This window comes from uncultured Dechloromonas sp. (genome assembly GCF_945957265.1).
In the GTDB taxonomy this organism is placed as follows: Bacteria; Pseudomonadota; Gammaproteobacteria; order Burkholderiales; family Rhodocyclaceae; genus Azonexus.
Genome location: NZ_CAMFKO010000005.1, coordinates 108,281 through 131,817, shown reverse-complemented (window position 1 = coordinate 131,817; position 23,537 = coordinate 108,281). Strand labels below are relative to the sequence as shown.

The following is a 23,537-nucleotide window of genomic DNA, read 5'->3' as shown; positions in this document are numbered from 1 at the left end:
TTGGTTACGGGCGGGTTACGGTTTCGTTGCGGGCGGCCAGGTGGCCCAGATCGCGATTGACCCCGGCCCAGCCCTGCCGGAGCAGCGGCACCAGATAAACCGCGACAAACCCGCCCAGCCCCCACAGGCAGGCGACCACGCGCCAGGCCAGCGAATCCGGGTAGCCCTGCCCGTCGAAAGGCAGGGTCGCCACGGCGATGACGGAAAGGGCGATCAGGAACCAGTGGGCGCGCACGCCGAGGCCCCAGCGGAAATGGCGGCTCAGGCGCAGGCCGAGCCAGCCGCCGAGCAGGCCGACCATGGCGCCGGCCAGCACATCGACCGGCCAGTGGGCACCGACCGCCACGCGCGAGAAGCCGGCGAGCAGCGCGATCAGCACCAGCGGCGCGGCGCGCCAGCCGAGCAGCGCGAGCCAGGCGACGACGAAGGAGAAGGCCGACACCGTATGCCCGGAGGGAAAGCTGTGCGCCGTCAGCTTGGCGCCGATGACGGTGATCTGTGCCGCATCGAACACGGCTGCCGGGCGCGGCAGGGGAAAGGCCGTCTTGAACCCGCGACTGATGGCGCCGGCAATCAGGGCGCCGAGGAACAGCGCCCAGAACACGCGCGGATAGCGCAGGCAGAAGGGCAGCATCAGGGCCAGCTGGACGCGGGCGTCGCCGAGCGTGGTCAGCGACTCCCAAAGCACCGGCGGCAGGTGGCTGCTGACGGCTTGCCCGGCCAGGAAGCCGCCCTGCCAGGCGCCACCGTGCCAGACGCCGAACAGCGCCATGGCCAGCAAAAGGCAGCAGGCGAGCACGCCGGCATCGAAGCCCGGGTGCCGGGCGTGCAGCGCGCCGTCCTTCACTTCGCGCCCTCGCGCTCGACGCGGGCCAGCGTGACGAAACGCTTCTGGTAGACGGGGTTCATGCGCAGCCCCGGGGCCAGCAGCGCCTGCACTTCATGCTGCCGGTCGGTACGGGTGAGGACCAGTTCGCCCTCGACCGGCACGCGCGTCGGCGTCGCCGCCTGCCGATAGACGCTGAAGCTGGGCATGATGATGCGCCAGGCGACGACATTGCCGCCAGCCGCCTTGGCCACCTGGGCCGCCTCGCGGATCGGCCCCTGCGTGACGTCGATGGCGCGCGGCGCGATGACCGCCGACACCACCAGCGCCTGCAGCAAGCCGGCCAGCACCACGCCCTGCCACACCGGCAGGCTGCGCCACAGCGCCAGCCCGATGGAAACGACCGCCAGCAGCGGCAGCAGCCAGCGCGCCTCGTCGGAGAAGGCGAGCACCAGGCCGTCGAGAAGGGTCTTCTCGAACGGCTTGCCGGCCTTGGCGGCGGCCAGGGCGAGGATTTCCGGCAGGGCCGCCAGCACCAGCGCGAAGAGGATCAGCGGCAGGTAGGCCAGCCAGCGCCGCTCGTACTCCGGCCGATAGGCGGCGAGCAGGATGAACACCGGCGTGCAGCCGTAGAGCAGGTAGTGCGGCAGTTGCGTGCCGGAAAACGAGAAGAAGGCGAAGACGACGACGAACCAGAGCAGCAGGAAGCGTTCGAACAGCCCGTCGCCCTGCATCGCGCCCAGCGGCGTCCGCCGCAGCCGGCCGCCGACCTTGCCGACGATGGCCAGCAGCCAGCCGAAGAAGGGCATCAGCACGAAGGGCAGGACGACCAGGTAGTAGTACCACTTGCCGCCGTGGCCTTCGAAAGTGTTCGAGTAGCGATTGACGTTGTGCTTGAGATAGAAGCCGCGGAAGAAGGCGTCGCCCTGGTCGAGATAGACCGCCACGTGCCAGGGCACGACGATGGCCAGGAAGACCAGCCAGCCCGGCCAGAAGAAGATGGCGCGCAGCCAGGCCCGCCAGGCGCCGGCCGACACGAAGAACAGGCCACTGACCAGCAGCGGGAAGAACACGGCGACCGGCCCCTTGGTCAGGAAGCCGAGGCCGAGCATGGCGTAGGTGTAGAACAACAGGCGGCGGGTCGGCCGACCATCGCGTTCAGCGCAGAAATAGTCGTAGATGCCGAACATCGACAAGGCGATGAACAGGTTGAGCAGGGCATCGGAAATCGCCGCCTTGGCGATGAAGCCGACAGCCAGCGACAGCGCCATGACCAGCGCCGCCACCTGTGCCGTCCGCCGGTCGGCGTGACGCAGGCAGAAGCGGTAGAGGGCCAGCATCCACAGCACCGCGAAGACGATCGACGGCAGGCGGAAGCCGATTTCGCTGACGCCGAGCACACTGACCGACGCGGCCTGCGCCCAGTAGATCAGGATCGGCTTGTCGTGGCGCGGCGCATCGTTCAGCGTCGGCGACACCAGGTTGCCGCGCGCCATCATCTCGCGCGTCGCCTCCGAGAAGGCGCCTTCGTCCACGTCGGTCAGCGGCAGGCTGTAGGCATTCAGCACGAAGGCGATCAGCACGGCCAGCACAAGGCTGAACGGCGACAGCAGGAAGCGCTCGATGGCGGAAGGAAGGGCATGGGCTCGCATGGCGGGCATTATAAGGCAGGGGCTTCCGCTATCCGGCCACCGGCCAAGTCGGGAAAGATCGCCCGCACACCACGGCGCATCAATTCCCCTGGAGAACGACGCTCAATACAGCGGCTCCCTCCGAGCGGATATCGGCCAAATGCCCATCCTCGCTCCAAACCACTTCGTATTCATAACCATCGGCGGTTGAATATTTCCATGTCGGCGCTTCGAGTACGGGAGTCATGTCGGTACGGGGATAGCCGAGGGAAATAATGACCTGATCCTTGCTCATGCCTCGCAAAACCTTGCCGGCACGAATTGCCTTCTGTGTCGCAGGCGGGAAGGCGTTGATGGATTCCCCCGGGTCCGCCTTGATCAATAGCTTGGCAATGAATTGCTCTTTCGTTTCCTGTTTCCGACCGTAGTCGTGTCCGATGGTCATCGGGTAGCCATCGACCAGAACGTGAATCCGATTTCGCGCGAACTCCCGAATCGCAATCGGAGTACCGGCCGGGATGAAGGGCAAACCCGCTGCGTTCGTATCGCTGATCCAGTCACCCTCGTAACGGAGATTGCAACAGGAATAGGCCGCTCCCTCCATGGCCTTCTTCCGTGCCTGGTCGACAGCCTCGTTCATGATCAGCGCGCCCACCCTGACGCCGCTGTCGGCCTCCTCCAGCCAAACCTCCTGACGAAACTCCTGCAGCACGCCGTTAACCCTGTAGAGGGCATTCGGGCGCAGATCCACCTCGAGTTCACCTTCGACGCGATAACTCGAGCTAGAGCGAAACAAGGATTCGATCGGCGCGGCATAGGCGTTCTGCCCGATCAACCGGAGGCGATGCTTTCCCGATTGGACAGGGCGCTCGACCTTGACAAACCGCATCTGCGCCCCACGTCCCCGGGAGGCACGCATGCTGGCATCCAGATTGTTTTTCTCCGTCGCAACGCCATCGACCTCCCCGAGAAAAAAGAACGCCCCGCCCCGTCGCCCTCCTCCGGCCACTCCGAGCCATCGGGACCACGCATTGGGAGGCGGATCGCCATCCCCTGAAGACGAATCTGCCACTCGCGCCGCCCCGGCCTCTTCGGCGTGAAGCCACGAAGAGAAAACAGCCCCCAGACAGATCGCCGACAAAAGCAAAACCCGGTAACGCAGCCCCATCCCCCACCTCGCCATTTCGTGAACAGGGCTCCAATCTAATCGCTTGTCATTCAGCCTTCAAGGGGCTTTCCCGTGGTCACGACTGGCCGCGCACGCGCATGCCGGCCAATCCGCCATTTGCTTGACGACGCAGCTCCCGATGCCTAAATTCGCGACTTTCCTTCCCTCGCCCCCAAGGACCCCTCATGAACATCGGCACCCCGCTCTCCCCTTCCGCCCTGCGCGTCATGCTGCTCGGCGCCGGCGAACTCGGCAAGGAAGTGATCATCGCCCTGCAGCGCCTGGGTGTCGAAGTCATTGCCGTCGACCGCTATGAAAACGCGCCCGGCCACCAGGTCGCCCACCGCGCCCACGTCATTTCGATGACCGACGGCGCCGCGCTGCGCCGGCTGGTCGAACAGGAAAAGCCGCACCTGATCGTGCCGGAGATCGAAGCCATCGCCACCGACATGCTGATCGACATCGAGGCCGCCGGGCTGGCCGAAGTCATCCCCACCGCCCGTGCCGCCAGGCTGACCATGAACCGCGAAGGCATCCGCCGGCTGGCCGCCGAAGAGCTTGGCCTGCCCACCTCGCCCTACCAGTTCGCCGATTCGCTGGCCGAACTGCAGGCCGCCATCGACGCCGGCATCGGCTACCCGTGCATCGTCAAGCCGACCATGTCGTCTTCCGGCAAGGGCCAGTCGCTGCTGCGCGGCCCGGACGACGTGCAGAAGGCCTGGGACTACGCGGCGAGCGGCGGCCGGGTGAACCAGGGCCGGGTCATCGTCGAGGGCTTCATCGACTTCGATTACGAAATCACCCTGCTCACCGTGCGCGCCCGCAATGCGGCCGGCGACGTGGCGACTCACTTCTGCGAACCGATCGGCCACGTGCAGGTCGGCGGCGATTACGTCGAATCGTGGCAGCCGCAGGCGATGAGCCCGGCTGCCTTGCAGCGGGCGCAGGAAATCGCCGCCGCGGTGACCGGCAACCTCGGCGGACGCGGCCTGTTTGGCGTCGAACTGTTCGTCAAGGGCGACATGGTGTGGTTCTCGGAAGTCAGCCCGCGGCCGCACGACACCGGGCTGGTCACGCTGTGCTCGCAGCGTTTCTCGGAATTCGAACTGCACGCCCGCGCCATCCTCGGCCTGCCGGTGGATACCGCGCTGCGCGAACCGGGCGCGTCGGCCGTCATCTACGGCGGCATGGAAGAAAAGGGCATCGCCTTCGAAGGCCTGGCCGAGGCCCTGGCCGTGCCGCGCAGCGACCTGCGCCTGTTCGGCAAGCCGGAATCCTTCGTCAAGCGCCGCATGGGCGTCGCCGTGGCCAATGGCGACGATACCGACCAGGCCCGCGAGCGCGCCAAGCTGGCCGCCGGCAAGGTGCGCCCGATCAAGCCATAAAAAAGAGGCCGGTCGGTCAGGCCGCCGGCCCCAAAGGCACAGAAACGTCAGGATGCCGGCGCTTGCTTGCGGCGGCCACGCAGGCCCAGCAGGCCGAGAGCGCCGGCCAGCAGGGCCAGGCTGCCCGGCTCCGGCACGGCTGAAACCTGCTGGTTGACGAAGCCGCTGGTCTTGCCCAGGTCGTCATCGGTGAACTTGAAGACGTAGAACAGGTTGTCCCCCGCCGTGCCGGGCAGGAAATCGTTGTCGTTGGCGACATACAGCGTGTGATAGCGCGTCAGCCCTTCGAGGATGTCCTCGCCGAAGGCCATGCCTTCGAGCTTGGCCGGGATGTTCGCGTCGCCGACCCCGGCCGCGTTGAGCGCGGCCTTGAGGTCGAGGAACAGGGTCTTGTTGACGGCGTATTGCAGCAGCGCGCTTTCGCCGCTGATGCCGTTGCCGTTGTTCAGCGCGCCGATTTCGGTCGCGCCGTTGAGGTCGATCTTGTAGATGCGCTTGACCACGGCCTTGGAACCGTCGCCCTTGCCCTTGCCGTCGCGCTCGAGGACCAGGAACTCATGCTCGTTGATGGCCAGGATCTCGCTGCTGTTGTAGCTTTTCCGGGTGTCGGCCAGATAGTTGTCGTAGACGAACTGGCGCGTCTTGCCGGTGGCGATGTCGATGGTGACGACCCGGTTGGCGCGCCCGCCGTCGCCGCCATCCTGGATCAGCGGGCTTTGCATGAAGCCGATCAGCGTCTTGCCGTCCGGCGTGATGGCCAGGCCTTCCATGCCCTTGTTGGCGACCCGTCCGCTGGTGTTGCCGCCGATCTCGGCCGCCCCCGTGGCCGCCAGGTTGTTCGCCGTCAGCGCCGAAGGCAGGTTGAAGGTGGCCATCCGCTCGCCGGTGGCGCGATTGAACTGGTAAACGTAGGGGCCGTATTCGTCGGAGATGAAGACGCTCTTGCCGTCGTTGGCAACCCGGATGCCTTCCGGGTCGAGACGGGCGTTGACCGGGTTGGTCGAGCCGCTACCCGAGAAATTGTCGGAGCGGCCCGAGAAATAGAAGCGGTCGGCCGTGTTGATGGCCGGCGTCGCGGCCCCGTAGTTCAGCGGCGACGCGCTGTAGAGCAAGGTCGTCGCGTTCAGGGTCGGGGTCAGGGTGTAGCTGTAATTGCTCCCGCTGACGCTCTGGCTGAGCCCCAGCGTCATGGTCTGGAAGCGCGCGATGTACGAGGTCGTGTTGTCCAGGCCGGTATTCCACGCGGCGGCATTCGGCCCGCGGTCGGGCAGGGCGAGAAAGGTATTGCCGCCGGCCCAGGCCAGCCCGGAGCCGGTGCCGCCGAGCACGTTGTTGGCATCGACGCCGTTTTCCAGCAAGGCGCCCAGGCCGGACTTGTCGGTCGTGCCGCCGAGAGAACCGGTCGCAATCAACAGCGGCGCCGCCTGGCCGGAAGCGGATAGGGCCAGCAGGAACGCGGCCAGCGAAAACTTGTACAACATGATCGAACCCCCGTCGTATTTTTTGGAGCAAGCCGCCTGGCGAGGCACTTGCGGGGTCCGAGATTAAAAGCGGCGTGTTACGGCGATTTGACAGGCAAACAAAACCCGGCTCGCGCCGGGTTCCGATCATGCGGGGCGATGGGCTGCCCGGGCCAGCGAGGCCTAGCGGATCGAGCGCACGCCGTCGGCCGTGCCGAGCAGCAACAGGTTGGCCGGGCGCACGGCGAACAGGCCGTTGGTCACCACGCCGGTGATCTGGTTGATCTGCGCTTCCAGCCCCTTCGGGTCGGTGATGGCCAGGCCCTTCACGTCGAGGATGACGTTGCCGTTGTCGGTGACGAATCCCTCGCGCAGGACCGGCGTGCCGCCCAGCCTGGCCAGTTCGCGCGCCACATGTTCGCGGGCCATCGGGATGACCTCGACCGGCAGCGGGAACTTGCCCATCACCTCGACCAGCTTGGTCGCATCGCAGATGCAGACGAATTCGCGCGCCACGGCGGCGACGATCTTCTCGCGCGTCAGCGCGCCGCCGCCGCCCTTGATCATGTTCAGGCCGCCGTCGATCTCGTCGGCGCCGTCGACATAGACCGGAATGTCGCTCACGTCGTTGAGGTCGAAGACCTTGATGCCATGCCCTTCGAGACGCTTGCGGGTGGCTTCCGAGCTGGCCACGGCGCCCTGGTATTTATCCTTGATGGCGGCCAGCGCGTCGATGAAGAAGTTGGCGGTCGAGCCGGTGCCGACGCCGATGATGCTGCCGGCCGGTGCGCTCTGCGCCACGTAATCGGCGGCGGCCTGGGCCACTGCCTGCTTGAGTTCGTCCTGGGTCATGCTGTCGCTCCTGATGATTTTGGAGCGCATTTTACCCCGCCGCCGGCATGCGAAATGGTCACAAAAGTTTAACTTTGCGGACAACCCGAATCGCTAAACTAGCCATACCGTTTTTCAGGGAGAACACACGATGAACGAACCCGTCAAAAAGACACCCGCCAAGCCGGAAAACAGCACCAAAACACCGAAAAAACTGGTGCCGCGCACGGCGCCCAAGGCCGCCCCTCCGGCCGCGGCACCCCAGGCCAAGGCCGCTCCGGCAGTCGCCAGTGAGACCCCGGCGACCGCCCAGGCTGTCGCCGCACCGGCCGCCGCCGCAACCAAAAAACCCCGCGCGCCGCGCAAGCCGAGCGTCGTCGGCGAAACCGTCGCCAAGCACCAGAAGGTCCTGGCCGACGCGCTGACCAAGGCGCAGGCGATCAAGTACGACCAGCCGAAGCTGATGAAGCAGGAAGCGCCGAAAACCGCCAAGGCCACCAAGGCCGACAAAGCGCCCAAGGCGAAGAAGATCAAGCTGGTGCGCGACAGCTACGCCATGCCGGAAACCGAATATGCCCGCATCGGCGAGCTGAAGAAGCGCCTGGCCGCGCTGGGCAGCGAGGTCAAGAAGAGCGAGTTGCTGCGCGGCGGCATCGCCCTCCTCGCGGCGCTCAACGATGCCGAACTGAAAGCCGTGATGGGCCGCATCGAGCGCATCAAGACGGGACGCCCGAGCAAATAGGCCGAACGGCATAGCAATCCCGATTATTACAGCCTGTCACGTGGCTGTAATAATCGGCCGGTAACCTGCACGCATCACAAAACCCAACCCGTGCAGGAGTTACCCCATGCAGTATTCCAAGCTCGTTTCCGCCCTTGCCGTTGCCGGTGTCGCCATGCTCGGCGCCCAGGCCGCCCACGCCCAGGTCATCAAGATCGACGGCTCCTCGACGGTCTATCCGATCACCGAGGCCGTGGCCGAGGAATTCCAGAAGGCCAAGAAGAACGTCATCAAGGTCACCGTGGGCATCTCGGGCACCGGCGGCGGCTTCAAGAAATTCTGCCGCGACGAGACCGACATCTCCAACGCCTCGCGCCCGATCACGGCCAAGGAAATGGAAGACTGCAAGGCCGCCGGCGTGCAGTACGTCGAAATGCCGGTCGCCTTCGATGCGCTGACCGTCGTCATCAACCCGAAGAACGCCTTCCTCAAGCAGGCCACCGTCGCCGAGCTGAAGACCATGTGGGAACCGGCCGCCCAGGGCAAGGTCACCAAGTGGAACCAGATCAACCCGGCCTGGCCCGATGCGCCGATCAAGCTGTTCGGCGCCGGCGCCGACTCCGGCACCTTCGAATACTTCACCGAAGCCGTCGTCGGCAAGGCCAAGTCCTCGCGCGGCGACTACACCGCCTCCGAAGATGACAACGTGCTGGTCCAGGGCGTCTCGCGCGACGTCAATGCCATCGGCTACTTCGGCTACGCCTACTACGCCGAGAACAAGGCCCGCCTGAAGGCCCTGCCCATCGTCAATCCGAAGACCAACGCCGCCATTGAGCCGTCCGAGGAATCGGTGATCAAGTCGACCTACCAGCCGCTGTCGCGTCCGATTTTCGTCTATATCAAGGTCAAGTCGCTGGACAAGCCGGAAGTGAAGGAATTCGTCGAGTTCTACATGAAGAACGCCGCCAAGCTGACCAAGGAAGTGAAGTACGTTCCGCTGCCGGCCGCCGCCTACACCGGCAACCTCGAGCACGTCGCCAAGAAGAAGTACGGCTCCGTGTTCGGCGGCAAGAACGAAGTCGGCATCACCATCGAAGAACTGATGAAGCGCGAAGCCAAGCTCTGATTTTTGTTTCCGTCACACAAAAGCCCGCCCCGAACCGGGTCGGGCTTTTATCATAGGGAATTCCGTCCGTGAATTCACACGCCATGTCCGCAAACAACGCTTCCGACCTGCCCACGGTCAGCGACCGCCTGGCCAAGAACGCCATGCGCCACACCAGCGAACGCATCATCGAGATGCTGCTTTTCGCTGCTGCCGCCGTCTCCGTGCTGACCACAGTCGGCATCGTCTACGTGCTCGTCTCCGAGTCGATCAATTTCTTCCAGAACGTCAGCATCGTCGACTTTCTGACCGATACCCAATGGACCCCGCTCTTCGACGATGCCCATTTCGGCATCATGGTCCTCGTTTCCGGCACCGTCGTGTCGTCCGCCGTCGCCCTGGCCGTCGCCATCCCGATGGGCACCGTGATCGCCATCTACCTCTCCGAATTCGCCAAGCCGAAGCTGCGCGAAGTCGCCAAGCCGGTGCTCGAACTGCTCGGCGGCATCCCGACCATCGTCTTCGGCTACTTCGCCCTGCTCATGGTCACCCCGCTGCTGCAGAAGATCTTCCCGGAACTGCCGGGCTTCTCGCTGCTTTCCGCCGGCCTGGTGATGGGCATCATGATCGTCCCCTACATCGCCTCGCTGTCCGAGGACGCCATGCGCGCCGTGCCGATGTCGCTGCGCGAAGGCTCCTACGCCATGGGCGCGACCAAGCTGTACACCGCCATCCACGTCGTCGTGCCGGCCGCCTTCTCCGGCCTGGCCGCCTCCTACATTCTGGCCATCTCGCGCGCCGTCGGCGAAACGATGATCCTCGCCGTCGCCGCCGGCATGCAGCCGAACCTGACCTGGAACCCGGCCGAACCGGCCGCCACCATCACCTCGTACATCGTGCAGGTCGCCCTGGGCGATTTGCCGCACGGCTCGATCGGCTACCAGACCATCTTCGCCGCCGGCCTGACCCTGATCCTCATCACCCTCTGCTTCAACATCCTCGGCCAGTGGCTGCGCCGCAAGTTCCGGGAGAACTACTGACATGCAACATTCGACTCTGACTGCCGAGCAGGTCCGCGCGCTGATCGCCAAGGGCAAGCTCAAGGACACCCTCTTCCAGGCGCTCGGCATCTTCTTCCTCGGCATCGGCCTGATCGTCATCTTCCTGCTCGTCGGCGACATGGTGATGCGCGGCGCCGAACGGCTCAACCTCGACTTCTTCATGAACTTCGCCTCGCGGCGCGCCGCCAATGCCGGCATCCTGTCGGCCTGGGTCGGCTCGCTGCTGGTGATGACGGTCACCGCCTTCGCCGCCGTGCCGCTCGGCGTCGCCGCCGGCGTCTATCTCGAGGAATACGCCAAGCGCAACTGGGTGACCGAGATCATCGAGATCAACATCACCAACCTGGCCGCCGTGCCGTCCATCGTCTATGGCCTGCTGTCGCTCGGCATCTTCGTCTATGCCTTCGGTTTCGGCCAGAGCATCCTGACCGCCGGCCTGACCCTGGCGCTGCTCATCCTGCCCATCGTCATCGTGTCCACCCGCGAAGCGATCCGCGCCATCCCGGCGATGATCCGCGAAGGCTCGATGGCGGTCGGTGCGACGCGCTGGCAGACCTGCCGCTACCACATCATTCCGTATGCCATGCCCGGTATCCTGACCGGGGTGATCATCGGCCTGGCCCGCGCCATCGGCGAAACGGCCCCGATCATCACCATCGGCGCCCTGACCTTCATCGCCTTCCTGCCGCCGGCTCCCTTCACCGAGGTCAGCGCCGGCGTCAATGCGGGCCTGTTCGACTGGCTGATGTCGCCCTTCACGGTGATGCCGATCCAGATCTTCAACTGGACCTCGCGCCCCGACCCGGCCTTCGAAATCAACGCCGCCGCCGCCGGCTTCGTGCTGATGGTCATGGTGCTGTCGATGAACGCCATCGCCATCTGGCTGCGCTACAAGATGCGCAAGAACATCAAGTGGTAAGCGAACACGCTGCCCCACCCGAATATCGAACGGAGTTTTCCATGCAGATTCATGACCAACCCACGCTGAAGGCGGAAGCCCGCAACCTCAATTTCTTCTACGGCGAAGCCAAGGCCCTGAAGAACATCAACATGCCGATCTACGACAAGAAGGTCACCGCCCTGATCGGTCCGTCCGGCTGCGGCAAATCGACCTACCTGCGCAGCTTCAACCGCATGCACGACCTCTACCCTGGCAACCGCTACGAGGGCGAGATCCGCTTCTACCCGGACAACACCAACCTGCTGGCCCCGGAAGTGGACCCCATCGAAGTGCGCATGCGCGTCGGCATGGTGTTTCAGAAGCCGAACCCCTTCCCCAAGAGCATCTACGAGAACGTCGCCTACGGCCTGCGCGTGCGCGGCGAGAACAACAAGCGCGTCCTCGACGACAAGGTCGAGCACGCGCTGAAGGGCGGCGCCCTGTGGGACGAGGTCAAGGATCGCCTGAGCGACCTCGCCTCCAACCTGTCCGGCGGCCAGCAGCAACGCCTGTGCATCGCCCGCGCCCTGGCCACCGACCCCGAACTGCTGCTCTTCGACGAGCCGACCTCTGCGCTCGACCCGATCGCCACCGGCGCCATCGAGGAACTGGTGCATGAACTGAAGAAGCGCGTCACCATCCTGATCGTCACCCACAACATGCAGCAGGCCGCCCGCGTGTCCGACTACACTGCCTACATGTACCTCGGCGAGATGATCGAGTTCGGCAAGACCGACGAAATCTTCATCAAGCCGAACGACAAGCGCACCGAAGACTACATCACCGGCCGCATGGGCTAAGGGAGCACACGACATGAACGAAAGCCAACACCTCTCCAGCCAGTTCGACGAAGAACTGGGCCGCCTGCGCACCCACGTCCTGCAGATGGGCGGCATGGTCGAAACCCAGGTCTCGTCGGCCATCGACGCCTACAGCTCGGGCGAAGTGGCCAGCGTCAAATCCATCGTCGAAGCCGACCGCAAGATCAACGACCTCGAAAAGGCCATCGACGACGATTGCGCCCACGTCATCGCCAAGCGCCAGCCGACGGCCTCCGACCTGCGCCTGGTGCTCGGCATCAGCAAGATCGTCACCGACCTCGAACGCGCCGGCGACGAAGCCAAGAAGATCGCCAAGGGCGTGCGCCGCATCTACGAAGCCGGCCACCTACCCAGCCAGTACGGCATCGGCATCCGCCACCTGGCCGAAGCCGCGCTCAACCTGGTGCGCCAGGCGCTCGACGCCTTCGCCCGCCTCGACACCGCCCAGGCCCAGGAAGTCATCCGCGCCGACAGCGACGTCGATACCGAATTCAAGTCCATCATCCGCCAGCTGATCACGCACATGATGGAAGACCCGCGCACCATCACCACGTCGATCGAGATCATCTCCATCGCCCGCGCCATCGAGCGCATCGGCGACCACGCCAAGAACGTCGCCGAGCAGGTGGTGTTCGTCGTCGAAGGCCGCGACATCCGCCACGTCAAGGGGCAAGCCAAGTGACACCGACGATTCTCGTCGTCGAGGACGAACCGGCGATCCAGGAACTGGTGGCGATCAACCTCAAGCACGCCGGCTTCCTGGTCGTCCGCGCCGGCAGCGCCGAGGAAGGCGAATCCGCCATCCGCGCCGCGCTGCCCGACCTGGTCATCCTCGACTGGATGCTGCCCGGCCAGTCCGGCGTCGCCCTGGCCAAGAAGCTGCGCGCCGACGAACGCACGCGCGAGCTGCCGATCATCATGCTCACCGCCCGCGTCCATGAAGAGGACAAGGTGCAGGGCCTGGAGGCCGGGGCCGACGACTACATCACCAAGCCCTTCTCGCCCAAGGAAATGGTCGCCCGCGTCCGCGCCGTGCTGCGCCGCCGCGCCCCGCACCTGGCCGGCGAGGCGGTCGAGGTCGGCAGCCTGTCGCTCAACCCGGCCACCCACCGCGTGCTCGCCGGCAGCCAGCCGATCGAGCTGGGGCCGACCGAGTTCCGCCTGCTGTTCTTCTTCATGACCCACGCCGAGCGGGTCTACACCCGTGCCCAGCTGCTCGACGAGGTATGGGGAGACCATGTCTTCATCGAGGAACGGACGGTGGATGTGCATATCCGCCGCCTGCGCGCCGCCCTGGAAACCACCGGCCATCACGAAAGGGTGGAAACCGTGCGCGGCACCGGCTACCGCTTCCGGGGAGCCTGACCCCTCTTGACCTCACTCGTCATTCGCGCCGTGATCCTGGCCGTCATCGCGGCGGCCATCGCCATCCCGGTCGGCATCTTTTCCCGCCCCTGGCATGGCTGGGCCGTCTTCTGCGTCGGCCTCGTTTTACAGCAACTGATCCACTTCCGTCATTTTTCCCGGCTCGACCGTTGGACGCGCAACCCGGTGGTCGATGCCAGCCTGGAAGGCGAAGGCGCCTGGGACGACATCTTCGGCCGCCTCTACCGCCACGAGAAGGAACTGCGCGCCCAGATCGAGCAGCGCGACCAGACCATCAGCCTGCTGCGCGCCGCCGCCCAGGCCCTGACCGACGGCGTGGTGATGCTCGACCTCCAGAACAACATCATGTTCTGCAACACCACGGCTGAAACCCAGCTCGGCCTCAAGCTGGACACCGACCAGGGGCAGTCCATCCTCAACCTGGTGCGCCAGCCCGAATTCGTCGTCTATCTCGAAGCCCTCGACTTCAGCCGCCCGCTGACCCTGCGCCCGGAACGCTACAAGGATCGCGTCTATGCCATCCACGTCATTCCCTACGCCGGCAGCCGCCGGCTCATGCAGATCAAGGACATCACGCAGGCCGACCGCCTCGACCAGACGCGCCGCGACTTCGTCGCCAACGTCTCGCACGAGCTGCGCACCCCCCTGACGGTGCTCGCCGGCTTCCTCGAAACGATGCAGGAAATCGAGCTGGACGACACCGAGCGCCGGCGCTACCTGGCGATGATGGCCGACCAGTCGGACCGGATGCAGTCCATCGTGCAGGACCTGCTGACCCTGTCGTCGATCGAATCGGCGCCGCCGCCGGACAACGATGCGGTCGACATGGCCAACCTGATCGACAAGCTGCGCCGCGATGCCGAAGCGCTCTCTGCCGGCCGCCACACCATCGTCGTCGACGCCGACGGCAGCGGCGACCTGCGCGGCTCGGAGCCCGAACTGGTCAGCGCGCTGGCCAATCTGGTGACCAATGCCGTGCGCTATACCCCGCCCGGCGGCAAGATCACGCTGATCTGGAAGACCTCGCCGCAAGGCGCCGAGTTCGCCGTCCAGGATACCGGCCCCGGCATCGACGCCAAGCACATCCCCCGCCTCACCGAACGTTTTTATCGCGTCGACCGCGGCCGTTCGCGCGACTCGGGCGGCACCGGCCTCGGCCTGGCCATCGTCAAGCATTCGCTGAACCGCCACCAGGCCCAGCTCGACATCAAGAGCGAAGTCGGCGTCGGCAGCCGCTTCGCCGCCAGATTCCCGGCCAGCCGGGTAGCCAATCAATAAGCGATAGCCGAGCGGGCAAGGGCGAGTGCGTCCTCGCCCGGCGCCGATGGGCGCCGCCGTTTCAGTTGACCAGCGGCCGGGGCAGCCCGGCGCCCATGCCTTCGCCCAGACGCCGCCGCTCGATGAAGAGGCTGCCGCCCGAGGGTTCGACATCGGCTGTCCGGGCGCGTTTTTTGGCCTGCTTCTTGGCTGCCGACGCCGCGGCGGCCACCTCGCGGTGCGATTCGCACTCGCCGGCGGCGACCCGGACCGCACCCAGCGACAGCGTCGGCGACGCCTGGAAGCTGAGTTCGCCGCGCCGGTTCTCGGCCATGTAGCCGCCGCGCAGGCGCTCGTCGATACCGAGCAGATTGGCGATCGCCTCGGCAAAGCGGGAAATGATCTCCCAGCAACGGATTTCCCAGTCCACACTGCGAAAGACCACGAAAAAGTCGTCGCCGCCGATATGCCCGACGAAATCCAGGCGCTCGTCGACCTGTTCGCAGAGCAGGCGGGCCAGGGTCTGGATCACGTCGTCGCCGCGCCGGTAACCGTAGGTGTCGTTGAAGGGCTTGAAATTGTCGATATCGACATAGACCGCGACGAACGGGCTGCCGGCGGCAAGCATGCGGTCGACATGCTCGTTGATCGGCACGTTGCCGGGCAGCTGGGTCAGCGGGTTGGCGTAGCGCGCGGCGCTGATCTGCATTTCGGTGATCATGCCCATCAGGTCGTGGCTGCTGCCGACGCCCAGGTATTCGCCATCGCCGGTGACGATGAAGCCGTCGAGCAGGTAGTGCCGGGGCGCCAGCGACAGCATCATCGCCAGCTCCTGGATGGTGGCGTGCTGGTCGACGATCAGCGGGGCGTGATCCATGAACAGGTCGCAGCTCTTGCGGCCGAACAGCTCACGGCGAAACGGGCGGGCGAAACGGTCGACCATGCTGTGGCGGTTGATCATGCCCACCGGCTGGCTGCCTTGCACGACGGGCAGGACATCGAGCGACGGATCGGCCTCGAAGCGCTCGATCACGGTCGCGTTGCTGGCATGCATGGGCACCGGAGCGATCGCCTTGAGCAGGCTGCGGGCCGTCGGCAGGCGCCCGGGGCCGCCGGTCATCGGCGACAGCGCCAGCGACTGCTGGTCCAGCGCGGACAAGGTGCGGCGCGGCAACTGGCGCACCGGGCTCGATTCCGGATGGGCGATGAAATAGCCCTGGCCGCAGGCGATGCCCATGTCGCGGATGCAGACGAAATCCTCCTCGCGCTCGATGCCTTCGGCGACCAGCGAGGCATTGCCGATTTCGGCGAGATCCTGCATGGCGCGCACGAAGTGGAACTTGATCCGGTCGTCAGCAATGCCATGGACGAAATGCTTGTCGATCTTCACAAACTCGGGCCGCAGTTCCGACCACATGCGCAGGTTGGCAAAGCCCTCGCCCAGATCGTCGATGGCGATCTGGAAGCCCCGCCCCCGGTAGTGGAGCAAGGCTTCCAGGATGCCCGGCATGTCGGTGATCTGCTGGTTTTCCGTCAGTTCGAGGACCACCCGGTTCGGGGCGATCCCCAGTTCGTTCAGCAGATCGCGGGTACGGCCGTTCATCAGCCGGGGATCGAGCAGGCAGTCCGGCGTGACGTTGAGAAACAGCTTGCCGGCCAGCCGCTGGCGGGCGAAGGCGCGCAGGCTGGCTTCGCGACAGGCGTGTTCCAGCCTGAGCGAGAGGCCGCAGCGGGCGGCGGCGCCGAACAGCTGGTCCGGACGGGAAAGCAAACCGCCCTCCGGGCCGCGGATCAAGGCTTCATAGCCGAGCACGGCACGCACCCGGAAGTCCAGAATCGGCTGAAACACCGGCTTGAGAAGCTCTTCGTCGAGCAGTCGCTCCAGCTCGGCCCGCTCATCATCCATGACACCGCTCATAACGCATCCCGAAAAAACTGATCATCCAGTTTAGGCAGACTTGATTTCAGCGCCATGACAGGGATTCCGGCGACGTCATCCTGCCGTAACAATGCGCCTGCATCCTCGATCGCGTCCTGTGAACCGTTCGCCAAGGAGCTTGCAATGCCGGAAATGAAGTTCTGCTATTGCTGCCGCGCCCACCATCCGATCGAGCAGATGCGCCTCTGCCCGACCCGCCAGGGGCAGCGCTGGCGCTGCGTGCGCAGCATCGAGGCGGCCGTGCGCAGCCGGCACGAACGCGATGCCTTCGGCGAGGAGCAGACCCGCATCAACCACCAAGCGGCGAGCCGGACGGCCGACTTCGCGCGACGCCTGCGGCAACACGCGCAGGCCAGCGGCTGACGCCATGTCCAAGTTTCGTATCGACACGCTGGACACCACCAGCGAGCTCCTGCTCGACGCCTGCGCCACGCTGATCGCCAACGCCTTCGCCGACCCCGAGCGCTACAACCTCGAGCGCATCCGCCGCGAGCTGCGTTGCGACGACCCGGTGCACTACCGGCGCTTCTTCATCGCCGTCGAAAACGGCCAGATCATCGCCCTCGGCGGCGTCAAGGCCGCCGACTGGGCATCGCGGACGCACATCCTCTACCTGTCGGCGGTGGCCCCCGAAAAGCGCGGCCGCGGCATCGGCCGGGCGCTGATCAAGGCCCGTCTCGACTGGCTGAAGGCGACCTTCAAGTCGGGGCGCATCCTCGTTTCGGCGACCAAGACCCGGCGCTTCCGCGACCTCGGCTTCCGCGAACTGCGCAACGGCCACATCGACGGCAAGCACCTGATGCTGAGCCGCTTCTAGCGGACGCCCCGGAAAATCGTCACGCCCCTGCAACATTGACTGGCGATAGTCTGTCCATCGTTACGACGCCACCACCCGGAACACCATGCCCAACGCCTGCTACGACCCGACCGACGACCATGCGCCGGATGCGCCGGCCGATCCTTTCCGCCGCCGCCTGCTATCCGCCGCCATCCTGAGCACCGCCGGCGGCGCCCTCGCCGCCGCCGGCCTGCCCCTGCCCGCGCTGGCCGCCAGCACCGGGCGCGCCTCGGGTGCACTGACCGACTTCGTCGCGCTGGCCGTGTCCACCGCCGACGAGGTGCGCGTCGCCCCCGGGCACGCCGCCAGCCTGCTCTACGCCTGGGGCGACCCGGTCTCCGCCGGCCCGGTCGCGCGCGCCGATGCCGGCGACGATGCCGCGGCGCAACAGCAACAGGCCGGCATGCATCACGACGGCATGCACTTCTTCCCCTTCGTCGAGCACGGCAAGCCCTCCTCGACGCATGGCCTGATGTGCATCAACCACGAATACACCGACGACGGCCTGCTCCACGCCGGCGGCATGCAGGACTGGAGCGCCGCCAAGGTCGCCAAGTCGCAGGCCGCGCACGGCGTTTCGGTGATCGAGGTGAAGCAGGAGCGGGGCCGCTGGCAGGTCGTCCGCCCCTCGCGCTGGGCGCGCCGCATCACGGCGAACACGCCGTGCCGCGTGACCGGCCCCGCCGCCGGCAACCCGGCCATGCGCACCGCCCTCGACCGGCGCGGCGAAATCATTCTCGGCACCTTGAACAATTGCGCCATGGGCCATACGCCGTGGGGCACCTATCTCACCTGCGAAGAGAATTTCAACGGCTATTTCAAGGCCCCGAAAAACCTCAGCGCCGACCAGAAACGCTACGGCTTCACCGAGAGCGGCTTCGGCTTCCGCTGGCATGAGCACGACGAACGTTTCGACCTGACGCAGCATCCCAACGAAGGCAACCGCTTCGGCTGGGTCGTCGAGATCGACCCCCGGCACCCGGAACGCGCCCCGGTCAAGCGCACCGCCCTCGGCCGCTTCAAGCACGAAGGCGCCACCGTCACCCTGGCGCGGGATGGCCGCGTCGTGGTCTACATGGGCGACGACGAGCGTTTCGAATACATCTACAAGTTCGTTTCCCGCGACCGCTATGTGGCGGGCAAGAGCGACACCGCCACGCTGCTCGACCACGGCACGCTGTACGTCGCCCATTTTGCCGACGACGGCGCCGGCCGCTGGCTGCCGCTGCGCCACGGTGAGTCCTACCCCGGAGGCACGCTCGATGCCGCGAACGGCTTCGCCGGCCAGGGCGACATCGCCATCCGCTGCCGGCAGGCGGCCGACATCGCCGGGGCGACGAAAATGGACCGCCCGGAGTGGATCGCCGTGCATCCCAAGAGCGGCGAGGTCTATGTCACGCTGACCAACAACGTCAAGCGCGGCACCGACGGCGCGCCCGGCACCGATGCCGCCAATCCCCGCGGCGCCAACGTCTTCGGCCATATCGTCCGGTGGCGTGAGAGCGGCCGCGACGCCGCCGCCGAAGGTTTCGCCTGGGACATTTTCGCCCTCGCCGGCGACCCGCAGGCTGCCGACGACAGCAAGCGCGGCACCGTCAAGGGCGATGCCTACGGCAGCCCGGACGGCCTGTGGTTCGATCCGAACGGCGGCCTGTGGATACAGACCGACGTGTCGACCAGCGTGCTCAACCAGGGCGACTACGCCCGGCTCGGCAACAACCAGATGCTGGTCGCCGACGTCAAGAGCGGCCAGACCCGGCGCTTCCTGACCGGCCCCAAAGGCTGCGAACTGACCGGCATCACGGCGACCCCGGATGGCCGGACGCTGTTCGTCAATATCCAGCACCCCGGCGAAACGGCCAGCGAGCGCTCCAATCCCGCGGCGCCGACCGCAGTCTCCGCCTGGCCGGCCAATCAATTCCCGACGGCCACCGGCGGCCGCCCGCGCTCCGCCACCGTCGTCATCACCCGCCTCGACGGCAAGCCCGTCACCGGCTGAAACGCGTGATCTGCCCCACAGATAACGAAACATGAAAACTCGTCTTTGCCCCGCTGGCGTTGTTGCTCATCCTCGCAATAGCAGCGGCTATTGCTGTGGTTCGCGCCTAGCCAGCGAAGCAAATCCCTCGCTTTCATTTTGTTCCGCCATCTGCGGGGCAGACCACTAGGAGACTCCATGGAAAAGCGCAACGACATCGCCGCCTTTCCCGAACTGTTCGACGGCATGGAGGAATTCATCGAGGAACAGGCCGCCGGCCTCAAGCGGACCAGCGCCATTCTCGCCCTGGCCCTCGCCGTGCCGACCACGCTGTTCATCCTCTACACGCTGCACCGGCTGTTCTGACGGCCGTTCAGCGCCGCGCCAGGTTGGCCGCCAGCATGTTGCAGAACAGCGCCCCCTGCTCCAGCGCATCGTCCAGCGCGACATGGGTATGCGGCGCCGGGTCGAACCAGGCGGCCGGCATCGCCTGCTTGCCGCAGGCCCGGTACGGCTGGCGCAGCACGGCCATGGCGTAGGTCTTGATATCGATGACCGCATAGCCGAACGGATTTTCATCGGCATAGCGCTCGAGATACCACTGGACGAAAGGGAAATCGAAGGCCGCCGGGTAGGCCACGAACACCGGCCGCCCCGGCAAGGCCTTCAGCCAGGCCACATAACGCCGCATCGCCGCGGCCGGCGGCTCCGGGTTCTGCCGGCAGGCCGCCCACGCCGCCGGCTGCGTCGCCCACCACTTGGCGGTGTGCTCGTCGGCCAGCAGGCCGGGCACCGTCTCCAGGTTGGCGGAGAACGTCCCGAGCAGCGTCTTGTCCGGGGCATAGGCCGCCGAGCCGATACTCAGCAGCGAATGCCGCCCGGCCACCGGGCCGTCGGTTTCGACATCGGTGCTGACATAGATTTCGTGAGGCGTCGTCTTTCCGGTCATGCCCGGATTATTGGCCTTGCCCGACCACTTGCCAAGCGCCGCGCCACAAAGACAAAAACCCGCCGCAGCGGGTTTTTCTGGCAGGAAACCGGGATCAGGCCTTGGGCGGAACGTAGCCCTGGATCTGGTCGGCGCCTTCGCCGAAGAAGTGCTTCTCGACCTGCTCGGCCAGGTACTTGCGATGCTTGGCATCGACCAGGTTGAGGCGGTTTTCGTTGATGATCATGGTCTGCATCTTGATCCACTGCTGCCAGGCTTCCTTCGAGACGTTCTCGAAGATGCGCTGACCCAGCGCGCCGGGATAGGGCGGGAAATCGAGACCATCGGCCTCGCGGCCGAGCTTGATGCAATTGACGGTACGTGCCATGTGAAACTCCGTGGTGTTGATGGGCCCAATTATAAGGTCTTGAACAGGACCTTGGATCGCCGCTGATAGTTGTACATATCCCGCTTGGCGGCGGGCAGGTCGTCGACCGTGCCGAGCTTGAAGCCGCGTTCGACGAACCAGTGCTCGGTGCGCGTGGTCAGCACGAACAAGCGCTTGACGCCGGCCTTGCGGGCGCGTTTTTCGATGCGCTTCATCAGCTGCTCGCCGTAGCCCCATTCGCGATGCTCGTGGCTGACGGCCAGGCAGGCCAGTTCCGCCTCTTCCTCGGAATGCGAATAGAGCGCGGCACAGCCGACGATGATGCCGTCGTGCAGCATGATCGAGAAATGGTCGAGTTCGCGTTCGAGCAGCTCGCGCGGCCGATGCACGAGGATGCCTTCCTCCTCCATCGGCTCGATCAGCGCGATCAGCGCGGCGATGTCGTCCGGCTTGGCTTCGCGGATGTTTTCCAGCGACTCGCGGGTGACCACGGTGCCGACGCCGTCGTGGGTGAACAGTTCGCGCAGCAAGGCGCCGTCCTGCTCGAAGCTGATCAGGTGCACCCGGCCGACGCCGGCCCGGCTGGCGCGCACGGCACAGGGCAGGTAGCGCTTGATGTCGGCGCTCAGCCATTCGGCATCGCGCAGCAGCTGCGAGGCTTCGTCGGCGGTCATCGCGTCGAGCAGCTCGCCGGACTTGTCGGTGACCCCGTTGCTATCGGTCAGATAGACCAGCTTGTCGGCCTTGATCGCCGTCGCCACGGCCTCGGCGGCCTCTTCCATCTGCAGGTTGAAGATTTCCCCGGTCGGCGACGGGCCCTCGCAGTTGAGCAGCACGATGTTGCCCAGGCCGAGCTGGGCGTTGATGCCTTCGCTATCGACCTTGCGCACCTTGCCGGCGTATTGCATGTCGATGCCGTCGAGCACGCCTATGGGCTGGCCGGTGATGAAGTTGCCGCCGATGACGCGGATGCGGCTGTTGGCCATCGGCGTATTGGGCAGGCCCTGCGACAGCATGGCCTCGATTTCCAGGTAGACGCTGCCCACCGCGTCGAGCACGCAATCCAGCGCCGCCGCGTCGGTCACCCGGTAGCCGCGGTGGTAGATCGACTCCAGGTTTTTCTCGCGCAGTTCTTCCTCGATCTGCGGTCGCGCGCCATGCACCAGCACCAGGCGGATGCCCAGGCTGACCAGCAGGTTGACGTCGTAGGCCAGGGTCTTGGCGAACTCGCTCTCGACCGCCTTGCCGCCGAAGGCGATGACGAAGGTCTTGCCGCGAAAGGCATTGATGTAGGGCGTGACCGCCCGGAACCAGGAGACGAAATGCTCGTCGTAAGGGGTATCGCTCATTTTTCGGTGGTTTTCCCGTCGTCGTCCTTGAGCGCCGCTTCCAGGCGCTCGCAAATGGTTTTCAGCACTTTAACCCGGGCGAAGTTCTTGTCGTTGGCCTCAACCAACGTCCAGGGCGCCAGCCCGGTTGACGTGCGGTCGACCATGTCGCACACGGCGGCCACGTAGTCGTCCCACTTGTCGCGGTTGCGCCAGTCCTCGTCGGTGATCTTGAAGCGCTTGAACTCGGTGTCCTGGCGCTCCTTGAAACGGCGCAACTGCTCGTCGGCGCTGATCTGCAGCCAGAACTTGACGACCACCGCGCCGGCGTCGGACAACTGGTGCTCGAAATCGTTGATCTCGGCGTAGGCGCGCAGCCAGTCGGCCTCGGCGCAGAAGCCCTCGACCCGCTCGACGAGCACGCGGCCGTACCACGAGCGATCGAAGATCGCCGCCCGGCCGGTGCGCGGCAGGTGGCGCCAGAAGCGCCAGAGGTAGGGCTGCGCCCGCTCTTCCTCGGTCGGCGCGGCAATCGGCACGATCTGGTACTGCCGGGCATCCATGGACGCGGCGACGCGGCGGATGCTGCCGCCCTTGCCGGCCGCATCCGAGCCTTCGAAGACCAGCACCAGCGAACGCTTGCCGACGAAACGCGGGTCGCGCACCAGTTCCGACAGCCGCGCCTGGTACTTGGCGAGCTGCGTCTCGTAGGTTTGCTTGGCGAGCTTCTGCGTCAGATCAAGTTCGCTGAGCACGTTCTTCTCGTCAATCGGATGCACGATGGGCGGGGCGACCGGGACGCGCTGCAGGCCTTCCTGGTTCACCCGGCGCTTCATGGCCTCGAGCACGATGCGCCCGACCGTCAGCGAGCGGTATTCGTCGTCGGTTCCCTCGACGATGATCCACGGCGCATGCGCCGTGTTGGTCACGCGCAGCACATGCCCGGCCACCTGCTGCAGCTGGTTGTAGGTCTTCAGGCGCTCGTAACTCTCCTTGGTCACCCGCCAGGCCGTGCGCGGGTCTTTCTCCAGCGCTTTCAGGCGGGTTTTCTGGCCGTCCTTGGAAAGGTGGAACCAGAACTTGAGGACCAGCGCCCCTTCGTTGACCAGCATGGTCTCGAAGCGGTTGATGTCGTCCAGGCGCCCGTCGAGCTCCGAGCGGCGCATGTCGCCGTTGATGCGGTCGGTGATCGGCTGCGAATACCAGGAGCCGGCGAAGATGCCGACCTTGCCCTTGGGCGGCAGGGCGCGCCAGTAACGCCACATGTAAGGCCGCGACGATTCCTCGTCGCTCGGCGCCGAAAACGCCAGCGTCGAGATGTGGCGCGGGTCCATCCACGAATATAGCAGGTTGATGGTTTCGCCCTTGCCGCTGCCGTCGACCCCGGAAATCAGGATGACGACCGGAAATTCCTTCTTCTGCAGCATGTCGTACTGCACGTCGAGCAACTCGGCGCGCAGCTTCGGGACTTCGGTCTTGAAGGTTTTCTTGTCGACCTTATGCCCCAGTTCTGCCGATTCAAACATAGTCTCTCCCCTTAGTGGCT

General features: G+C 65.7%; 23 protein-coding genes. 13 read left to right on the top strand and 10 right to left on the bottom strand.

Annotation, left to right across the window (positions count from 1 at the left end):
• Positions 1–4 precede the first annotated feature (4 nt).
• The 3 genes from Q0P59_RS04840 to Q0P59_RS04830 all read right to left on the bottom strand — a co-directional run bounded on the left by Q0P59_RS04840 (position 5) and on the right by Q0P59_RS04830 (position 3,625).
• Entirely contained in the window at positions 5–847 is an 843-nt protein-coding gene (locus tag Q0P59_RS04840; protein ID WP_295004138.1) for a phosphatase PAP2 family protein, read from the bottom strand.
• Positions 844–2,487 (bottom strand): glycosyltransferase family 39 protein, encoded by a 1,644-nt coding sequence (locus Q0P59_RS04835; RefSeq protein ID WP_295004136.1) that lies wholly within the window; start codon positions 2,485–2,487, stop codon positions 844–846. The genes Q0P59_RS04840 and Q0P59_RS04835 overlap by 4 nt, the downstream gene beginning before the upstream one ends.
• A 70-nt stretch (positions 2,488–2,557) precedes the next feature.
• The gene (locus Q0P59_RS04830) at positions 2,558–3,625 is read right to left on the bottom strand and encodes a hypothetical protein (protein WP_295004134.1); all 1,068 of its coding nucleotides are present in this window, start codon (positions 3,623–3,625) and stop codon (positions 2,558–2,560) included.
• A gap of 185 nt (positions 3,626–3,810) precedes the next feature.
• Here Q0P59_RS04830 and purT point away from each other — a divergent pair, with 185 nt between their 5' ends.
• Positions 3,811–5,010, top strand: coding sequence for a formate-dependent phosphoribosylglycinamide formyltransferase (gene purT / locus Q0P59_RS04825; RefSeq protein WP_295004133.1), 1,200 nt, complete (start codon positions 3,811–3,813; stop codon positions 5,008–5,010).
• 47 nt (positions 5,011–5,057) lie between these two features.
• Here purT and Q0P59_RS04820 read toward each other — a convergent pair whose 3' ends face one another.
• Positions 5,058–6,491, bottom strand: coding sequence for an esterase-like activity of phytase family protein (locus Q0P59_RS04820; protein ID WP_295004131.1), 1,434 nt, complete (start codon positions 6,489–6,491; stop codon positions 5,058–5,060).
• A gap of 162 nt (positions 6,492–6,653) precedes the next feature.
• On the bottom strand, positions 6,654–7,322 hold the full coding sequence (gene rpiA, locus Q0P59_RS04815) for a ribose-5-phosphate isomerase RpiA (RefSeq protein WP_295004129.1): 669 nt from the start codon (positions 7,320–7,322) through the stop codon (positions 6,654–6,656).
• Between the two features lie 130 nt (positions 7,323–7,452).
• Here rpiA and Q0P59_RS04810 point away from each other — a divergent pair, with 130 nt between their 5' ends.
• From Q0P59_RS04810 to phoR, 8 genes are all read left to right on the top strand, one after another.
• Entirely contained in the window at positions 7,453–8,043 is a 591-nt protein-coding gene (locus tag Q0P59_RS04810) for a hypothetical protein (RefSeq protein WP_295004127.1), read from the top strand.
• Between the two features lie 106 nt (positions 8,044–8,149).
• The gene (locus Q0P59_RS04805) at positions 8,150–9,148 is read left to right on the top strand and encodes a PstS family phosphate ABC transporter substrate-binding protein (RefSeq protein ID WP_295004125.1); all 999 of its coding nucleotides are present in this window, start codon (positions 8,150–8,152) and stop codon (positions 9,146–9,148) included.
• A gap of 83 nt (positions 9,149–9,231) precedes the next feature.
• Positions 9,232–10,167 (top strand): phosphate ABC transporter permease subunit PstC, encoded by a 936-nt coding sequence (pstC, locus tag Q0P59_RS04800; protein ID WP_295004123.1) that lies wholly within the window; start codon positions 9,232–9,234, stop codon positions 10,165–10,167.
• Position 10,168: 1 nt separating this feature from the next.
• Positions 10,169–11,107, top strand: coding sequence for a phosphate ABC transporter permease PstA (gene pstA, locus Q0P59_RS04795; RefSeq protein WP_295004121.1), 939 nt, complete (start codon positions 10,169–10,171; stop codon positions 11,105–11,107).
• A 41-nt stretch (positions 11,108–11,148) separates the two neighbouring features.
• Complete coding sequence (pstB, locus tag Q0P59_RS04790) at positions 11,149–11,928, top strand: phosphate ABC transporter ATP-binding protein PstB (RefSeq protein WP_295004119.1); 780 nt, start codon at positions 11,149–11,151, stop codon at positions 11,926–11,928.
• 13 nt (positions 11,929–11,941) lie between these two features.
• Entirely contained in the window at positions 11,942–12,631 is a 690-nt protein-coding gene (phoU, locus tag Q0P59_RS04785; protein WP_295004117.1) for a phosphate signaling complex protein PhoU, read from the top strand.
• Positions 12,628–13,314: a phosphate regulon transcriptional regulator PhoB gene (phoB, locus tag Q0P59_RS04780; RefSeq protein ID WP_295004115.1), complete on the top strand. Its 687-nt coding sequence runs from the start codon at positions 12,628–12,630 to the stop codon at positions 13,312–13,314. The genes phoU and phoB overlap by 4 nt, the downstream gene beginning before the upstream one ends.
• A gap of 6 nt (positions 13,315–13,320) precedes the next feature.
• On the top strand, positions 13,321–14,613 hold the full coding sequence (gene phoR, locus Q0P59_RS04775) for a phosphate regulon sensor histidine kinase PhoR (protein ID WP_295004113.1): 1,293 nt from the start codon (positions 13,321–13,323) through the stop codon (positions 14,611–14,613).
• Between the two features lie 61 nt (positions 14,614–14,674).
• Here phoR and Q0P59_RS04770 read toward each other — a convergent pair whose 3' ends face one another.
• Positions 14,675–16,498 (bottom strand): GGDEF domain-containing protein, encoded by a 1,824-nt coding sequence (locus Q0P59_RS04770; protein ID WP_295004111.1) that lies wholly within the window; start codon positions 16,496–16,498, stop codon positions 14,675–14,677.
• 156 nt (positions 16,499–16,654) lie between these two features.
• Between Q0P59_RS04770 and Q0P59_RS04765 the strand changes: the two genes are divergently transcribed.
• The 4 genes from Q0P59_RS04765 to Q0P59_RS04750 all read left to right on the top strand — a co-directional run bounded on the left by Q0P59_RS04765 (position 16,655) and on the right by Q0P59_RS04750 (position 19,713).
• Positions 16,655–16,894, top strand: a complete 240-nt coding sequence (locus Q0P59_RS04765; protein WP_295004109.1) for a hypothetical protein — start codon at positions 16,655–16,657, stop codon at positions 16,892–16,894.
• Between the two features lie 4 nt (positions 16,895–16,898).
• Positions 16,899–17,348: a GNAT family N-acetyltransferase gene (locus Q0P59_RS04760; protein ID WP_295004107.1), complete on the top strand. Its 450-nt coding sequence runs from the start codon at positions 16,899–16,901 to the stop codon at positions 17,346–17,348.
• A gap of 85 nt (positions 17,349–17,433) precedes the next feature.
• Positions 17,434–19,368 (top strand): PhoX family phosphatase, encoded by a 1,935-nt coding sequence (locus Q0P59_RS04755; RefSeq protein ID WP_295004105.1) that lies wholly within the window; start codon positions 17,434–17,436, stop codon positions 19,366–19,368.
• Positions 19,369–19,545: 177 nt separating this feature from the next.
• Positions 19,546–19,713 carry a hypothetical protein gene (locus tag Q0P59_RS04750; protein ID WP_191090263.1) on the top strand — a complete coding sequence of 56 codons (168 nt, stop codon included), beginning with the start codon at positions 19,546–19,548 and terminating at the stop codon, positions 19,711–19,713.
• A gap of 7 nt (positions 19,714–19,720) precedes the next feature.
• Here the strand turns inward: Q0P59_RS04750 and Q0P59_RS04745 are convergent, their stop codons facing one another.
• The 4 genes from Q0P59_RS04745 to pap all read right to left on the bottom strand — a co-directional run bounded on the left by Q0P59_RS04745 (position 19,721) and on the right by pap (position 23,517).
• Positions 19,721–20,296 (bottom strand): 3'-5' exoribonuclease, encoded by a 576-nt coding sequence (locus Q0P59_RS04745; protein ID WP_295004102.1) that lies wholly within the window; start codon positions 20,294–20,296, stop codon positions 19,721–19,723.
• Between the two features lie 94 nt (positions 20,297–20,390).
• A complete protein-coding gene (locus Q0P59_RS04740; RefSeq protein WP_295004100.1) occupies positions 20,391–20,663 on the bottom strand; it encodes an oxidative damage protection protein in 273 nt (90 codons plus the stop codon).
• A gap of 29 nt (positions 20,664–20,692) precedes the next feature.
• On the bottom strand, positions 20,693–22,012 hold the full coding sequence (gene argA, locus Q0P59_RS04735; protein ID WP_295004098.1) for an amino-acid N-acetyltransferase: 1,320 nt from the start codon (positions 22,010–22,012) through the stop codon (positions 20,693–20,695).
• Entirely contained in the window at positions 22,009–23,517 is a 1,509-nt protein-coding gene (gene pap, locus Q0P59_RS04730; RefSeq protein WP_295004096.1) for a polyphosphate:AMP phosphotransferase, read from the bottom strand. The genes argA and pap overlap by 4 nt, the downstream gene beginning before the upstream one ends.
• Positions 23,518–23,537: the final 20 nt, after the last annotated feature.

Bases quoted from the DNA above. Each gene is read 5' to 3' on its own strand.
- Q0P59_RS04835 (WP_295004136.1), bottom strand. From the start codon at position 2,487: ATGCCCGCCATGCGAGCCCATGCCCTTCCTTCCGCCATCGAGCGCTTC.
- Q0P59_RS04830 (WP_295004134.1), bottom strand. From the start codon at position 3,625: ATGGGGCTGCGTTACCGGGTTTTGCTTTTGTCGGCGATCTGTCTGGGG.
- purT (WP_295004133.1), top strand. From the start codon at position 3,811: ATGAACATCGGCACCCCGCTCTCCCCTTCCGCCCTGCGCGTCATGCTG.
- Q0P59_RS04820 (WP_295004131.1), bottom strand. From the start codon at position 6,491: ATGTTGTACAAGTTTTCGCTGGCCGCGTTCCTGCTGGCCCTATCCGCT.
- rpiA (WP_295004129.1), bottom strand. From the start codon at position 7,322: ATGACCCAGGACGAACTCAAGCAGGCAGTGGCCCAGGCCGCCGCCGAT.
- Q0P59_RS04810 (WP_295004127.1), top strand. From the start codon at position 7,453: ATGAACGAACCCGTCAAAAAGACACCCGCCAAGCCGGAAAACAGCACC.
- Q0P59_RS04805 (WP_295004125.1), top strand. From the start codon at position 8,150: ATGCAGTATTCCAAGCTCGTTTCCGCCCTTGCCGTTGCCGGTGTCGCC.
- pstC (WP_295004123.1), top strand. From the start codon at position 9,232: ATGTCCGCAAACAACGCTTCCGACCTGCCCACGGTCAGCGACCGCCTG.
- pstA (WP_295004121.1), top strand. From the start codon at position 10,169: ATGCAACATTCGACTCTGACTGCCGAGCAGGTCCGCGCGCTGATCGCC.
- pstB (WP_295004119.1), top strand. From the start codon at position 11,149: ATGCAGATTCATGACCAACCCACGCTGAAGGCGGAAGCCCGCAACCTC.
- phoU (WP_295004117.1), top strand. From the start codon at position 11,942: ATGAACGAAAGCCAACACCTCTCCAGCCAGTTCGACGAAGAACTGGGC.
- Q0P59_RS04770 (WP_295004111.1), bottom strand. From the start codon at position 16,498: ATGGATGATGAGCGGGCCGAGCTGGAGCGACTGCTCGACGAAGAGCTT.
- Q0P59_RS04765 (WP_295004109.1), top strand. From the start codon at position 16,655: ATGCCGGAAATGAAGTTCTGCTATTGCTGCCGCGCCCACCATCCGATC.
- Q0P59_RS04760 (WP_295004107.1), top strand. From the start codon at position 16,899: ATGTCCAAGTTTCGTATCGACACGCTGGACACCACCAGCGAGCTCCTG.
- Q0P59_RS04755 (WP_295004105.1), top strand. From the start codon at position 17,434: ATGCCCAACGCCTGCTACGACCCGACCGACGACCATGCGCCGGATGCG.
- Q0P59_RS04750 (WP_191090263.1), top strand. From the start codon at position 19,546: ATGGAAAAGCGCAACGACATCGCCGCCTTTCCCGAACTGTTCGACGGC.
- Q0P59_RS04745 (WP_295004102.1), bottom strand. From the start codon at position 20,296: ATGACCGGAAAGACGACGCCTCACGAAATCTATGTCAGCACCGATGTC.
- Q0P59_RS04740 (WP_295004100.1), bottom strand. From the start codon at position 20,663: ATGGCACGTACCGTCAATTGCATCAAGCTCGGCCGCGAGGCCGATGGT.
- argA (WP_295004098.1), bottom strand. From the start codon at position 22,012: ATGAGCGATACCCCTTACGACGAGCATTTCGTCTCCTGGTTCCGGGCG.
- pap (WP_295004096.1), bottom strand. From the start codon at position 23,517: ATGTTTGAATCGGCAGAACTGGGGCATAAGGTCGACAAGAAAACCTTC.